This is a genomic window from Phosphitispora fastidiosa (assembly GCF_019008365.1).
In the GTDB taxonomy this organism is placed as follows: Bacteria; Bacillota; Thermincolia; order Thermincolales; family UBA2595; genus Phosphitispora; species Phosphitispora fastidiosa.
Window position 1 is genome coordinate 69,161 of record NZ_JAHHUL010000007.1, and the last position, 14,384, is coordinate 83,544.

Annotated in this window: 12 protein-coding genes; 4 read left to right on the plus strand and 8 right to left on the minus strand. The window is 49.8% G+C overall.

Annotated features, from left to right (window positions below; translation table 11 throughout):
- Positions 1–215: 215 nt before the first annotated feature.
- Genes Ga0451573_RS08545 through Ga0451573_RS08555 form a run of 3 tightly spaced genes read right to left on the minus strand, consistent with a single transcriptional unit; the run spans position 216 to position 4,641 of the window.
- Positions 216–3,293 carry a DNA polymerase III subunit alpha gene (locus Ga0451573_RS08545; protein ID WP_231683468.1) on the minus strand — a complete coding sequence of 1,026 codons (3,078 nt, stop codon included), beginning with the start codon at positions 3,291–3,293 and terminating at the stop codon, positions 216–218.
- Between the two features lie 12 nt (positions 3,294–3,305).
- Positions 3,306–3,554 carry a DUF6504 family protein gene (locus Ga0451573_RS08550; RefSeq protein WP_231683469.1) on the minus strand — a complete coding sequence of 83 codons (249 nt, stop codon included), beginning with the start codon at positions 3,552–3,554 and terminating at the stop codon, positions 3,306–3,308.
- Positions 3,538–4,641 (minus strand): DinB/UmuC family translesion DNA polymerase, encoded by a 1,104-nt coding sequence (locus Ga0451573_RS08555; protein ID WP_231683470.1) that lies wholly within the window; start codon positions 4,639–4,641, stop codon positions 3,538–3,540. Before Ga0451573_RS08555 ends, Ga0451573_RS08550 begins: the two co-directional genes overlap by 17 nt.
- Positions 4,642–4,849: 208 nt before the next feature.
- On the opposite strand from Ga0451573_RS08555, the gene Ga0451573_RS08560 reads away from it, so the two are divergent.
- The 4 genes from Ga0451573_RS08560 to Ga0451573_RS08575 all read left to right on the plus strand — a co-directional run bounded on the left by Ga0451573_RS08560 (position 4,850) and on the right by Ga0451573_RS08575 (position 8,776).
- Positions 4,850–5,290 (plus strand): gamma-glutamylcyclotransferase family protein, encoded by a 441-nt coding sequence (locus tag Ga0451573_RS08560; RefSeq protein WP_231683471.1) that lies wholly within the window; start codon positions 4,850–4,852, stop codon positions 5,288–5,290.
- A gap of 107 nt (positions 5,291–5,397) precedes the next feature.
- Positions 5,398–5,589: a hypothetical protein gene (locus Ga0451573_RS08565; RefSeq protein WP_231683472.1), complete on the plus strand. Its 192-nt coding sequence runs from the start codon at positions 5,398–5,400 to the stop codon at positions 5,587–5,589.
- A 222-nt stretch (positions 5,590–5,811) separates the two neighbouring features.
- Positions 5,812–7,152: a hypothetical protein gene (locus tag Ga0451573_RS08570; protein ID WP_231683473.1), complete on the plus strand. Its 1,341-nt coding sequence runs from the start codon at positions 5,812–5,814 to the stop codon at positions 7,150–7,152.
- Positions 7,153–7,297: 145 nt separating this feature from the next.
- Entirely contained in the window at positions 7,298–8,776 is a 1,479-nt protein-coding gene (locus tag Ga0451573_RS08575) for a LysM peptidoglycan-binding domain-containing protein (RefSeq protein ID WP_231683474.1), read from the plus strand.
- 212 nt (positions 8,777–8,988) lie between these two features.
- Here Ga0451573_RS08575 and Ga0451573_RS08580 read toward each other — a convergent pair whose 3' ends face one another.
- From Ga0451573_RS08580 to Ga0451573_RS08600, 5 genes are all read right to left on the minus strand, one after another.
- Positions 8,989–10,164: an ABC transporter substrate-binding protein gene (locus Ga0451573_RS08580; RefSeq protein WP_331459401.1), complete on the minus strand. Its 1,176-nt coding sequence runs from the start codon at positions 10,162–10,164 to the stop codon at positions 8,989–8,991.
- Between the two features lie 639 nt (positions 10,165–10,803).
- On the minus strand, positions 10,804–11,526 hold the full coding sequence (locus tag Ga0451573_RS08585) for an ABC transporter ATP-binding protein (RefSeq protein ID WP_231683475.1): 723 nt from the start codon (positions 11,524–11,526) through the stop codon (positions 10,804–10,806).
- Positions 11,526–12,290, minus strand: coding sequence for an ABC transporter ATP-binding protein (locus Ga0451573_RS08590; RefSeq protein ID WP_231683476.1), 765 nt, complete (start codon positions 12,288–12,290; stop codon positions 11,526–11,528). The genes Ga0451573_RS08585 and Ga0451573_RS08590 overlap by 1 nt, the downstream gene beginning before the upstream one ends.
- Positions 12,277–13,290 (minus strand): branched-chain amino acid ABC transporter permease, encoded by a 1,014-nt coding sequence (locus Ga0451573_RS08595; protein ID WP_231683477.1) that lies wholly within the window; start codon positions 13,288–13,290, stop codon positions 12,277–12,279. Before Ga0451573_RS08595 ends, Ga0451573_RS08590 begins: the two co-directional genes overlap by 14 nt.
- A 10-nt stretch (positions 13,291–13,300) precedes the next feature.
- Positions 13,301–14,182 (minus strand): branched-chain amino acid ABC transporter permease, encoded by an 882-nt coding sequence (locus tag Ga0451573_RS08600; RefSeq protein WP_231683478.1) that lies wholly within the window; start codon positions 14,180–14,182, stop codon positions 13,301–13,303.
- Positions 14,183–14,384 lie beyond the last annotated feature (202 nt).

The window sequence follows — 14,384 nt, forward strand, 5'->3', positions numbered from 1 at the left end:
AGTGCCTGGCTAAAATGCCTCGCGGCTAAAGTGCCTGGCTAAAATGCCTTGGGGAATGCCTTGAAATTAACCTCACCTCCTTTTCCCAATTATGTAAACAAAAACATACACCACCCCCATATAATGGTAGCACTTAGTGCCCCTATCTTATACATCATTAGGGCGAATGGCAGAAAACAGAAGGTGAGCGGTGGAAAAACGGGGTTAAACGGTAATCACTGCAGTCGGGATATTTGCCTGGCGATTATGGAGAAACCGTTTCCCCTGTGCTGTAATGTGCCCCAAACCTGAAGCGGTGGAACAGGTCTGGTGAAAAGGAGATTCCCAAACTTCTGGTAGGTCTTTTCGAAAACAGTGATGTCAATCAGGCCGAATTCATCCTCCAGTGAAAAAAAGGCGGCTATTTTGCCTGTCCTGGTAGGGGGACGGTGCGGACGGACTGGCAGGCCGGCAACATTAACCAGACTGCTGTCTCTGGCGACCGCAAGATTCCTGCTGTTCAAAAAGCCCCTGCGCTCCAGCCTGGTGCGCCAATGACTCATATAATGGCTGGTGACATCTATGCCGAGTATTTCATACTCCATATTGAATTTCTCCTGTGGCGTAAAGTCCGGGACAGAGGGAAGGGTCACCATATTATCTGTGAGGGCAAGCTCACCGGTGTTTCCTCTGCTGCCGGCAGCCGGAATGGCCCACAATAGCTGCTTCCGGTTATCGCGCAGGCTGTCAAAGGCCCCACAGCAGATTAGGTTTTCCAGGACATTTCGGTCGGGGCGGATACGTTTCAGGAAATCGTCAAAAGACCTGAAGGGACCATTTTTCCTGGCTGTCAGAATTTTTTCCAGGGAACTGTCTTTAACCCCTTTTATCTGCCTGAGGGAGATGCGGATGGTGTTGGCATCAACAGTGAAAGACTCCCGGCTCAGGTTAATATCAGGGGGGAGGATAGTCACTCCTCTCCTCCGTGCCTCCACACACAGGGTGTTGGCATCATAAAACCCCATGGGCTGGTGGCTGAGCACTGAGGCAAAAAAATGGGCCGGGTAATGCTTGATAAGATATGCTGTTTTATAGGCAGTGGTGGCAAAGGCTGCTGCATGGGCCTCACAGAAACCATAGCTGGCATAGCCGGTAATATATGAGAAGATGGTTTCGGCAACTTCTGTGCTGACCCCGTTGGCAGCGGCTTTTTTAATAAAGTCCGCTCCGATGCCGGCCATTTCCCGGTGGGAGCGGGCATGAGTCATCACGCGGCGCAGGCGGTCAGCTTCACCTGGAGTAAAGCCGGCAATTGCTGTGGCAATTTCAATAACCTGTTCCTGGTAGAGGACAACTCCATAGGTTTTTTTCAGGATAGGTTCAAGTTTTGGATGCAGGTATGTCACCGGCTCTTTTCCCTGACGCCTGGCAATAAAGGGTTCTACCATGTTGCCCTTGATGGGACCGGGTCTGATGATGGCCACACTGGCTATAATGTCTTCCATTTCGGAGGCGCCAAGGCGGCTTTGCAGGGCGCGCTGGGCAGGGCTCTCCAGTTGGAAGACCCCGACAGTTTCTCCCTTGTTAAGCATTGCAAAGGTTGCCTTATCGTCAAGGGGGATTGTTTCATAGTCAAAGCTGCTGCCGGTTTCCCTGATGGTCAGGGTAGTGTCTTCAATTGCGGACATGGTCCTCAGTGACAGCAGGTCAAGTTTGACGAGTCCTATATCTTCAATAAATTCCTTGTCATACTGGGTGACAACTATTCCTTTGGCAGCCTCCTGAAGGGGTGTTACATCAGATAAGGGACACCGGCTGACAACAATACCCCCCAGGTGTGTGCCGATGAACCGGGGGAATCCTGAAACTGCGCCACAGTAGTCCAGGAGATCCCGGAATCCGGGGGCATCAATTCCGCTTTCCCGGAGTTCCGGAAAGCGCTCTACTGCCAGATCAATCTGGTCGGCCTGGATATAAGGCAGCTTTTTGGCCAGGCGGTCAATTTCAGCGGCCGGGAAATCCATGGCTTTGGCCAGGTCCCTGAAGGCAGAACGGGCCCTGAAGGTGTTGTAGGTACAGACTGTGGCCACCCGGTCGGCGCCGTATTTTTTATAGAGGTATGCTGATACCCTGTCCCGGTGGCGGGAATCAAAATCTATGTCAATATCCGGTGTCTGGGCGCGCTCCAGGCTCATGAAACGTTCAAAAAGGAGGTTCCGGGCTATGGAATCAACCTCCGTGATGTACAGGCAGTATGCGACTGCCGAATCTGCGGCTGAACCCCGCCCGGCATACCTGATTTTTTCTCTGCGGGCGTAATTGGCGGCATCCCAGACCAACAGAAAATAATCCTCAAACCCCAGGCGGCAGATGATGTCAAGTTCATGGTCCAGGCGTGAGGTTACCTGCCGGGGCAGGTAGCGATAGCGTTCCCTGGCTCCTTTAAAGGTAAGTTTCCTGAGGTAACCGGCAGCGGTTTCCCCGGGGGGAATGTCCGGGAAGGCGGGAAACAGCCGGTTCCCTGTCTCCAGGGCCGGTTGGCACATTTCGGCAATAGCAAGGGTATTTGTGACTGCCTGTGGATAGTCACCAAAAATCTGGGCCATTTCAGCAGGTGATTTCAGGTAATTTTCCGCATTGAGACGCCGTTCGGGGTGAATTTCCTCAAGCTTTGTCAGGGTCCGCACACATGTCAGCAGGTCGTGAATTTTAAACTGTTCTTTGGTAACATAATGGACATTATTGGTGGCCGCTGTTTTCAGTCTTCGGTGGGAGGCCAGGTTATCCAGGGCGCTGTTGAGAAACCGGCTTCCCGGGAGGAAATCCTGCTGCATTTCGATAAAGAAGTTTTCCCTGCCGAAAATATCAGCAAATGTTTGGGCCGTTTCCTCAGCCAGGCGGTAATGACCCTTCAGGATAAGCTGTGGAATCCTGCCTTTGCGGCATCCTGACAGGGCCGCCAGGTCACTGCTGTAAGCCCTGAGGGTTTCATAAGAGGTGCGCGGGGTTTGGCGTGGATTCCCCAGGTGGGCAGCGCTCAGGATACGGCAGAGGTTTGTATAGCCATCAGGGTTTTTGGCCAGGAGGGTAAGGTGGCTGTCATCCCCCAGGGTTATTTCAACACCGGTGATAGGTTTAATCCCGGCCTTTTTAGCCAGGCCGGAGAAAAGGATGGCTCCACAGAGGTTGTTATGGTCTGTGAGAGCCAGTGCGGGCATGCCTGCTGCGGCTGCAGAGGTTACCATTTCTTCGATTTTTCCGGCCCCGTCGAGAAAAGAAAACGGGGAGTGGACGTGAAGGTGGACAAAACTCATATGGAGGCCTCCCTAATCATAAACGCGGTACAGGAACCAGGACCGGCTGACACTGTCCCGGTAAAGCTCAAAAAGGCTTCCTTCAGGAGTGTTTACCCTGTAGAAGGTTTTTTCACTTTCCCCGTCCCACCATATGCCGGTATCTTTCCATATATCAAGAACCTGGCTGACCGGAAGCCATTTCCCGTTAATCCGGAAGGCCAGGGGGGTATTATTGATGCCATATTCCATTTCGATATTTTTATTAATTAATTTTACCACTGTAATCATCCTTTGCTGTTTTACCGCCATTGCGCAGGGGGTCAACAAACATCAGCATTTGTTCCCTGCGGCTTACGGGAAGGGCGCTGCCCATCCTGATAATTCCGGGGGAGTACCTGGAGGCCAGGTTTTCACAGACCCTGACCAGTTTTTCGTGATGCTCTGCATACCTTCCGTTAAGGGTTTTGGGGTCTTCAAAAAGAGACATCTGGCTGTGCACACAGTTTGCGAGCCGTCCCGCTGCCAGAGACAGCTCTGTCACCGGGCCGGCAGCCTGCAGTCTTTTCAGGAGATTCATACAGTCCTGGTATACCGAACGGATATCATATTTTCCCCTGGTAAAGGAAGAGGTCACGGTTTCAGTGCAGCAATCTTCAGAGAAGATAGCCAGGGATAGTTCACGATAGCTTTTTCCCCGTTCCTGCAGGTTAAGGCTGAGGTGGACTGCAGCCTGTTTGATGATTTCTTCCAGCCCGATGAGGTCGGAACACTCACAGCGGCTGTGATATGTAATCCTGTCAGGAGGACTGAAAAAAGGTATGTTTGATGTATCGATACCCCTGCTGTAATCCATAATCAGGGGGGCCAGGGAACCAAACGGGCTGTAGAGCATTGTCAGGGGGACCCGGCTGACTTCGCCAAAGGACTTCAGCCCCAAGGTTTTCAGGCGTTGGATAACCTTTTTTTCCAATGGCCACATAGATTCTATCGGAAGCCGGGACGTGAAATCTCCGGCTGTGTCAGATTTGAGGACACAGAGACGGAATTTGTCGTAACCCTTTGCCAAAGTCCCTTCCGGTAGTCTTCCCGGGCTGGGAGGGTTGGTGACATATGCCATTGTCAAAGCCTTTGCCAGCAGCCGGCAGGGGGCCAGGCTGATTGTGGCAAAACTCCCCAGGGAAGGGATGACTGTCCCGGTAAAAGCGCTGATTACCCGTGCCCCGGGAGGTTTTTTGCCGCTCAGGTCAATAAAAGCCTCGTTTTCACAGGGGGTTTCCACCCTGGGACTTAGGTTATGGCATTTACAGGCAAGTTCAGACATATTACCCCGGAAATCATGAAGGAAGATGTGTGCAATTATCTTCATTTGGGTTAACCTCCACGGAACATGTGTTCGATAAGTTAATTATATGAAAATTGACGGCCCTGTGTCAACCCGAAGATATAGGAAAATATTTTCATCTATATCCAAAACCTCCCTCTGTAAAAGAGGGAAAAATAATATTGGCAAAGAAAGAATAAAATATAACATGGCAGCGCCGTATAACATACATAACAGGAGAAAGGGTGATAGTATGTATTTGGATAATCTTTTTGTATACGGAACATTACTTCCGGGTATGGAAAACCATGAACGTTTTATTCAGGCACATAAACCGACACTGTATAAAGCAAGAGCTAAGGGGATCATGTATTTTCTTCCTGAAGACGGCTATCCGGTTGTTCTTGAGGGTGAAGGTGAAATAAAAGGGGTTATGTTTCAGACCAGGGATATGGCCACTGTTCTTCCCGAAATAGACGAAATCGAAAAATACACCGGGTTAGAAAGCCAGAGCCATCTTATCCGGGAGATAAGGGACGTGGAACTCCTGGAAACAGGTGAAAAGGTAAAGGCACATATGTTCCTCTGGCCTCCGTCAAAAGCCGGGTGGCTGAAGGAGAATGCGGAAATCATTCCAGATGGCGACTGGGCCAGGTTTTTGCAGGAACACAGGAAAGTAACCACAGGAAAGTAACCACAGGAAATGACCAGGGTTTTCCCCAAAAATATTCTTCTGTACCGGTAATAGTTTGGTTTACGGGTGGTCAAATTAATATTAAAACAACCTGGAGGTGCAGGGAATTGAGCCCAAAAAGGGAAAAGGATATCTGGAATGAAAAGTCTGATAAACTGGGAGAACTAATGGAGGTTGAGGCAGAGCAGTTTGTGGATAATGTTGCCCGCAACAAGGAAGGAAGTTCGGCCCTAAAAGAGAAGTTCATATTTGATGAGACAACCACTCCCAAACTGCTGCCACCGAATAAACGAAGCTAAATATGCCACATTAAAATTGTCACTGGCACGGGAGCGGCCCATCAATAAAAAATTCATGGGAATGCTCCCTCTTTTCATTTTGACCCATAGGAAAAGGGAACAGTTATGAGTCAGCCCCTGACCATGTCTTTCTTTTGGTATTGAAAAAATGCTTCGAAACAATTACCATTATGTCATAAGATGTTTAAGCGGTTAACATAATATGCTTGGAAGTGTAAATAAATGAAGAAATGGGCTTATGTGGTAACAGCATACATAGTTTTGGGACTTATCGTATATTTTGCGGGAGGGAAAAATGTTGATCCTCCTCCGTGCTGTAGTACCCTTAATATAGGAATTCATGATTCTGTGACAGAACCTGTCGCCGGTACGGTTTACACCGGCTTGAGCGGGATACCGGGGGATAACCAGGTCCGGGAACAGGTTGGCCTTCCCAGGCCGGAACCCAATATTCCCTTTAAGGATCCTGTATTTGGCACAACAATTTTAAGGTTGACAGGCCCGGCCGGGGCTGCTGACGGTGCAAGCCAGGATTATCTGACAGCCAATGTTTTTAATGCAGACAGCACTCATATACTGATTAAAGACGGGCAAGCCAGATGGACCCTGCTGGACCTTCCGGGCTTTAGATTTAATAAATATCTGCATGATATGAGAAGTGATATAATTCCTCGGTGGCATCCAGTGGACCCACACCTTTTATATTATTTTGAGGGGAATAATCTGTACATCAAAGATTTAATCACAGAACAGTATAAAGCGCTGCACTCCTTTACGCGGTTTTCCCGGGTAACAGCTACTCCTGAGGGGCGGCTCAGTAAAGATGGTTCCAGGATAGCCGTTTTGGGACTTGATAGCAGAGGCAATCCTGAAGAATTATTTACCTATGATATTAAAACCAAGCTGGAAGGACCGGGACTGAAAATATCTGACCCTTCCGGGGAAATTCAATGGGCTACGGTAACACCGGAGGGAGATTATGTTATTGTTGGCTGGGGCAGGCAGGGAACCGGTGAATTCGAAGGGACCAGACTGTACACAGCTGCCATGAAGCCGGTCAGACAGCTGATTGACACTACCCACCCGGGGAAAATTGCCCATGATCTTGACGGAAACCATGTTTATGTGGTCTCCAGCGTTGATTCCAAGCAGCGGCAGAACCCAAACGAGATAATCAAGATTACTGTTCCGGAGGGGAAAGAGACTGTTGTACAGAAACTGGATTGCCGTTTCCATGTAAACATATCGGGAGCGGCTTCAGGAAGCAGGGGGTGGGTCGTGGTATCAACCCGCCGGAGCCGGAAACCCGGGTGTGAGCAGCCGGGGAAAGGCGGGTGGCATCCTTATGAAGGAGAGATCTATGCCCTTAAAATTGACGGGTCAGGGACCACCAGAAGAATTGCTCACCACAGGAATATTGAAGGTGACCCGACTCAGGAAACACACATTTTTGTTAACCGGGATATGACCCTGGCAGTTTGGAACAGCAACTGGGGCCAAACTGACCCTGAAACCTGCGATTTATATGCCGCGGATTTGACCAAGAGAAGTGAAGAAGACTGAGAAGTGAAGAAGACTGAGAAGTGAAGCGCCCTCTGTTTTAGGCCGTTGCGGCTGAAACAGAGGGCTTTTTGGCGGAAGCACAAAGATGGGCATCTTTACATAATATGTGATAGCGACATATCAGCATCAAGAGAGGAGATTAACTATGACCAGGTGTGACGGTTTTTTATATACAGTCAGGGAAGGTGACACGATTGTATCAATTGCCAGAATGCATCATATCAAGCTTGCGGAGCTGATTGTGGCCAATTCTCATATAGATGATCCTACAAAACTCTCTCCCGGACAGGAAGTATGCATTCCACAGGGTAAAGGGATCAACCAGGTTGTCGAGCCGGACTTTGGGGTTCAGCTGCCTACGGGGTACAGGATAAAGAAATATGTGAAGGATTTAACCTTTCCCACCGGGATTACCTTCAGTGATGCCGGGGAAATGTATGTGGTGGAATCCGGATACCGGGCCGGCAGTGTTTTGGGGTCGGCACGCGTGCTGAGAGTTTATCCGGATGGGTCTACTGCTGAAGTTACCCGGGGGTTCCTGCCCCCGGTGACGGGAATCACCTGGTATGATGAAAGCTTATATGTGTCGGAATCGGGTTACCCCGGTCAGATAACCAGGGTCTTTCCGGACGGGAGCAGGGAGGCCGTGATTAATAACCTGCCGACCGGTGGTGATTACCAACTGAGCCAGGTCGTATTCGGCCCTGATGGGAGGATGTATTTCGGGATAGGGACAGTGACCAATTCAGGAGTTGTTGGTCCTGATAACACCTGGCTGGGCAAAAGGCCACGGTTTCGTGACTTCCCAAGCCGGAATTTTGAACTTGCGGAACGGAGTTTTGTCAGTGAAAATGTCCTGAAACCTGAAATTGGAAACAGTACTGTGACAGGTGCCTTCCAGCCTTTTGGCACTGCCGCAAAGCCAGGCCAGACAGTGAAATCTCAATTCCCCTATACCGGGGTAATTTACCAGGCAAATCCTGACGGGAGCGGGATGAAGGTCTTTGCAGACGGGGTGCGCAACCCGTTTGGTCTGGGGTTTGCGCCGGGAGGCAGCTTGTTTGCCACTGATAATGGGATGGATATCCGCGGCAGCAGGCCTGTTGCTAATGCCTGGGATACCTTTGAGGAGATTAATTTTGGTGAATGGTATGGGTGGCCGGATTATAATGCCAGAGTTCCGGTAACCGACCCCCGGTTTAAGCCTGATGGCGGGCCACAGCCCCAGTTCCTGATCACTAATCAGCCTCCTCTGGCGGAAGGCCCTGTGGCATTGTTTGAGCCCCATTCAGTTCCCGCTAAGTTTGATTTTTTAACCGGCACGGAATTTGGATTCCAGGGAGAAGCCTTTGTAGCGCTGTTCGGCCATATTGACCATATGGCCGAACCTCTGCCGGAACCGGCAGGCTTCAAGATTATCAGGGTTAATATAGAAACAGGAGAGGTTAATGATTTTATGGTCATCCTTGATCCCCGTAATCCGGGTAACGGGCCTGTCCACCCTATTCAGGCCAGGTTCTGCCCCGGTACCGGCAAACTCTACGTAGTTGATTTCGGGCAGACAGGGGATACCGGAGGTCCGCCAAAACGCAAATCAGGCGCCATCTGGGAGATAAGCAGGTGAGTCAGTGAGCAGCTTTTTGAATGAAAAGGAGTGGCAGATGTGTTCCGGAACGACGAGTCTGATGTCAGTCGACCCACAATCCGCGTAAGCGGGAGTGGATTGTCGACTGAATCGTTGCCGTCGTGGAGGAATATGTCTGCCACTCCTTTTGTGATCAAAATTAAAGGTGGTCATTTATTACTTGTTGGAAACTCAGTTTTACCGCTCCTGGCTTACTCCACGAGCTGCCACTTGCCGTTTTTGATTTCCACCAGTACCAGGTCACTTTCCGCGAGCCCGTTATGGTCTTCGGGTGACATGTTGAAAATGCCGGTAACTCCGGCGAAGTTTTTGGTATTCTCAAGCTCGGTCCTGATTTTTTCCCTGTCAGGTCCGGCTTTTTCGATGGCATTTACCGCTAGCTGCACAGCATCCCAGGCATATCCGCCAAAGGGGTTTGGCGGGCCGTATTTAGCCTCATATTGTTCTGCATATCCGGTAAGTACTGATTTCTGGGCATCAGTTTCCGCAAGGATGTCGGCAACCAGCAGCTTTCCGATGGGGAAGATGACGCCATCAGCCGCTTCCCCGGCGAGGTCAATAAAGGTCTGGTTCCCGATACCGTGGCTGTGGATCAGGGGAGCATTAACAGCCATCTGCCTGTAGTTTGCGGTCAGGCTGGAGGCGGCGGGAGGGATGGCCCAGGCAATCACGGCCTGGGGGTCATTTTTCTTAATGTTGGTAAGCTGTGAGGTCATCATGGTATCTTCCTGTTCAAACTTTTCCTGGACCACTATTTCAATACCTGATGCCGCAGCTGCCTTTTCAAATTCTACCCGGCCGCTGTCACCATATGCGCTGTTGACACTCATAAAGGCCACCTTGGTCATTCCATTGGCCTTGAGGTATTCAACTATTTTGGCAGCCACCAGGCTGTCACTCTGAGCAGTCTTAAATACCCACCGGCGTTCTTCGAGGGGTTCCACAATATTGATGCTGGCTGCACATGAGATGAGGGGCACACCGGCATTTTCCGCGGATTCCACCATTGCCATTGTTGAGCCGCTGGTGCTGGCCCCGATAATTGCCAGGACATTCTGCTGGATCAGCTTCTTTGCTGCCAGTGCGGCTTCTGTCTCATTGCTCTTAGTGTCCAGCATAATTACTTCCAGCTCAGTTCCATTGATGCCGCCATTTTTGTTGATGTCATCAATCATCATTTCAACCGTGTTGCGCTCAGGTATTCCCAGGGATGAAGACTTTCCTGAAATGTCCAGGACTACCCCGATTTTGTAGGACTTGCTTTCATTTGGCCCTGCCGTTTTATCTGCCGAACTACCACAGCCGCTGATTAATGCAGCGATAATGCTTAAACATACCAGAAGGGGAAGGATTAATCGTTTCAGCACAGTAAACCACTCCTTTTTTCATACTTGTTTTAGCAGCGGACTTTTTCAGTCCTGCTCTATATATTAAAGCTGCCGTTGGGAGGTTTCTGCTTTAGTGCAAACCATCCTACCGGACTCCTGAAGGCAACTCAGAAATACATAATTTACAGCCAAAACCGTGTCCTGGAAATTAAAAAAAGCCACTCATCCCTTAGGGACGAGAAGCTTATAGCTTTCCGCGATACCACCCGAATTGGCTGCAGGTGCAGCCCACTCCTATGCAGGTACGAGATTCGTTAGCCAGCAGCCAACTGCCAAGCCAATCGCCAATTCCCGGCTCCTAACTCCCGGCTCCTGACTCCTGCCTAGAATCCGATACCCTCTGCCTGTTAACGGTGGAGTGCCGGCACAGCCTACAAGGAGAGTCTGAAACGTGTTCAGGTGTCCCTTCAGCCTGCAGTTCAGGAGGGAATTTCAACTGTCCATTACCGGAAAGGCTCTCAGTCGGCGGCCTTATCTCCCTGTACGGCATGAAGCAGTTTACTTGTCTCCGTCATCACTTTTGCGTGGTATATTTAATTCATTTAAACACATGATATTCAGTGGCCCCAAAAAATGTGCCACCAATTATATTACGCCAGCATGCACTGACTAATGCTACTAAGCATGCAGCCTGGCGCCCAGGTAGGCTGACTGGACCCTGGTATCCTGCAGCATATCTCGGGCCCTGCCGGCCAGGGAAATCTGTCCCCGTTCAATAATATAAGCCCTGTCGGCCACCTTTAGGGCGGCCTTGGCGTTCTGCTCAACCATCAGGATTGTGGTGCCGCGCTTTTTCAGGCTCACCAGGATATCAAATATTTCTTTTACCACTAAGGGGGCCAGGCCCAGTGAGGGTTCATCCAGGAGCAGGACCTTTGGTTTGGCCATCAAACCCCTGCCGATTGCCAGCATTTGCTGTTCACCGCCGCTCAGAGTACCGGCCAGCTGGGTTTCTCTGCCACGCAGGGCAGGGAAGAGGGAAAAAATATTTTCAATGTCATCATTAATTAATTTTTTATCGGTTTTATACCGGTGATAGGCGCCCAGCTTCAAGTTATCGATTATAGAAAGAGAATCAAAGACCTCCCTGTGTTCGGGAACAAGGCTGATGCCTGCTTTGACCACATCCTGTACCGGCATGCAGCTGGTCTGTACGGTTCCAAGGTACACCTGGCCTGACTTAGGCCTGTGAATACCTGCGATGGTGCTCAGCAGGGTCGTTTTACCGGCTCCGTTAGCACCGATAATAGTTACTATCTCGCCTTTTTCAACATCCAGGGAAACACTGTTTAGAACCTTGATTCTCCCGTGATATGTTTCGATTTTGACAACCTTCAGCATTATAAGCCCTCCTCACCCAGGTAAGCCGTAATGACCTCCTGGTTGTTCTGAATCTCATAAGGTGTGCCCTCGGCAAGCTTATTGCCGAAATTGAGCACTACCAACCGGTCGGTAATTTCCATAACGGTTTCCATGTCGTGTTCCACCAGTATGATTGTAATTCCCTGATCTCTGAGGGTATATATAATATCAACCAATTCCCTGGTCTCACTGGAGTTGAGCCCGGCTGCCGGTTCATCCAGAAGCAGCAGTTCCGGTTCCAGGGCGATGGCCCGGGCAATTTCCAGCATTTTTTGCTGACCGTAAGGCAGATTGTTGGCCGGTTCCATTGCCTTGTCGGCCAGACCGGTCAGGGCCAGCTTTTCCAGGGAACTTTCTACTATTTTGCTTTCTTCGACCTGAACGGGCCACAGCGGGAAAACTGCTCCCAGAAGCCCTGTACGGCTCCGGATATGCCGCCCGACCATAACATTCTCCAGTACTGTCATATTGTTAAAAACCTGGAGATTTTGAAAGGTCCGGGCAATTCCCAGGGCGGCTACTTTATGAGTGGGCAGACAGGTGATCTCTGTATCATTAAAGTAAATATTACCTTGAGTAGGGGGATAAACACCGGTCATCAGGTTAAAAAGTGTCGTCTTACCGGCGCCGTTCGGCCCGATGACGGCAATAATTTCTCCCTTGGAGACAGAAAAAGAGACATCACTGACCGCATGAACCCCGCCGAAGGTTTTGGTGAGATGATTTACCTCAAGGAGTTTCATTGGCACGCTCCTTTCTGTATCTCCAGCCTTCATAGGCTTTAACCAAGCTTGCCGTAAGGCCGTCAGGCATAAAAATCATAATGACAACAAGAATAATTCCGTATACTACAATTTCATATTCTCCTCCGGCCTGAGGTATCAAAAGAGGCATAAACTCCTTTAAACTTTCTGCCATGATAGTGATTACAGATACTCCAAAAATAGGTCCCCAGATGCTGGCAAGGCCTCCCACAACTGCCATGACCACAAACTGTATGGAAGTCATCAGTCCGAAGGGGCTGGGGCTGATAAAGGTAATATAATGGGCATAGAGGCTGCCGGCCATACTTGCATAGACGGCGCTCAGGGCAAAAACCTGCAGCTTATGCCTGTCTGTATCCACACCCAGGCTCTGGGCGGCGAACTCGCTGCCGTGAATTGACCTGAGGGCACGACCGATTCGGGAATGGACCACATTGTTGGCCAGAATCAAAGCTAACAGGGCCAGTATCCAGACCAGAAAATAAAATTTGAAATCATTATTAAAAATCAGTTTGCCGATGGACAGGTATGGTATCCCTTTGCTCAGACCCGACGGACCGCCTGTCAGTTCCACTTCTTCCATCAGGATAACATGTATGATAAGACCAAACCCAAGGGTGGCCAGGGCAAGGTAGTGTTCCTTCAGTCTGAAAATCGGAATGCCTATTAAATAAGCTATCATTCCGGTCCCCACAGCCCCGGCAGCCATTGCCAGCCATGGAGAAATATTATATGTTGAGGTGAGAATTCCGGAGGTATAGGCTCCAAGTCCGTAAAAAGCAGCATGACCCAGGGATATTTGTCCGGCATATCCCATCAGGAGACAGAGGCCGACGACAACTATGGTATGGATACCTATAATAACCAGAACGCTGAGGTAATAATTATTGGTAATCACAAAAGGGAGAGTAAAAATAACCAAAGTAAATAAAAGTATCAGTGCGTGTCGTAATCGTTTTTGTTTTAAAAGGTCTTTCATAAGGCCCTCCTTATACGCGTTTAGTGCCGGATGTCCCGAATAGTCCGCCGGGTTTCAGGAAAAGAACCAGGAGGAGGATGACAAACGCAATCCCATCCTTGTATCCCGATGATAGCAGGCCTGCGCCCATTGATTCCATGATTCCCAGGGCCAGGCCGCCGATAACGGCGCCCGGTGTACTGCTCAAACCTCCCAGAACTGCAGCCACAAAGCCTTTAAGCCCGAGCATAAGGCCCATATCATAGGTGACATATGTTATTGGGGCTATCACTATTCCGGCCAGGGCAGTCAGGGCAGCGCTGAACACGAAGGCCAGCAGGGACATTCGCTGGGGGTTGATTCCCATGAGACGCGCGGCAAACTTGTTGACCACACATGCTCTGAGGGCTTTACCCCAGTAGGTGTATTCAAAGATGAAAAAGGTAAGGGCCAGAACCAGCACGGTTGTTCCGATTACCCAAAGGCTCTGGGGAACAATAGTCGCTCCTCCGATATGCAGGGGGCCGCCTTTGGTAAAGGGCGCCAGCTTATAGGGGTTTGTGCCCCAAATCAGCAGGGCAATACCCTTTATTGCTGTTGATAAACCGATTGTGATAATAACGAGTGTTAACGGGGAGGCTTTTTTTGCAGTCCTGATAGCCCCGAATTCTATCAGGCCAACTACAATCATAACCAGAATAACTGCAATTACCAGAGCGCCTGCGGCAGGTACTCCGGCATTGACGAGGGTTACCATGAACATGGCCCCCAGCATCACAAATTCACCCTGAGCAAAGTTTATGATACCCGTGACATTATGTATTATTACAAATCCTAAAGCAACCAGGGCATAGATTCCGCCCATTGTCAGGCCGCTGAGCAAGTATTGCAGAAGTTCGCTGGATAGGCTCATGTCATCCTCCCTTAAGGTGTTTTGAGTTTCTTAAAAAATTTCCTCTAAGCTCAAAGCTTTGTGCCTTATTATCCTGTACTATTAGCTCCGGAAATGACCGTGGAATTTGGTGAGGTGTTGTACAAGATTTTCCTTGCACTGTCATCGTGAGAAATCTTACTGAGGTTCCGTTAAGCGAAGTCGCGGACCGTAGCCATGGATG

What these genes read in the sequence shown, in the direction of transcription:
- Ga0451573_RS08545 (WP_231683468.1), bottom strand. Translation starts at nt 3,293, where the DNA reads ATGAGTTTTGTCCACCTTCACGTCCACTCCCCGTTTTCTTTTCTCGAC.
- Ga0451573_RS08555 (WP_231683470.1), bottom strand. Translation starts at nt 4,641, where the DNA reads ATGAAGATAATTGCACACATCTTCCTTCATGATTTCCGGGGTAATATG.
- Ga0451573_RS08560 (WP_231683471.1), top strand. Translation starts at nt 4,850, where the DNA reads ATGTATTTGGATAATCTTTTTGTATACGGAACATTACTTCCGGGTATG.
- Ga0451573_RS08570 (WP_231683473.1), top strand. Translation starts at nt 5,812, where the DNA reads ATGAAGAAATGGGCTTATGTGGTAACAGCATACATAGTTTTGGGACTT.
- Ga0451573_RS08575 (WP_231683474.1), top strand. Translation starts at nt 7,298, where the DNA reads ATGACCAGGTGTGACGGTTTTTTATATACAGTCAGGGAAGGTGACACG.
- Ga0451573_RS08585 (WP_231683475.1), bottom strand. Translation starts at nt 11,526, where the DNA reads ATGCTGAAGGTTGTCAAAATCGAAACATATCACGGGAGAATCAAGGTT.
- Ga0451573_RS08590 (WP_231683476.1), bottom strand. Translation starts at nt 12,290, where the DNA reads ATGAAACTCCTTGAGGTAAATCATCTCACCAAAACCTTCGGCGGGGTT.
- Ga0451573_RS08595 (WP_231683477.1), bottom strand. Translation starts at nt 13,290, where the DNA reads ATGAAAGACCTTTTAAAACAAAAACGATTACGACACGCACTGATACTT.
- Ga0451573_RS08600 (WP_231683478.1), bottom strand. Translation starts at nt 14,182, where the DNA reads ATGAGCCTATCCAGCGAACTTCTGCAATACTTGCTCAGCGGCCTGACA.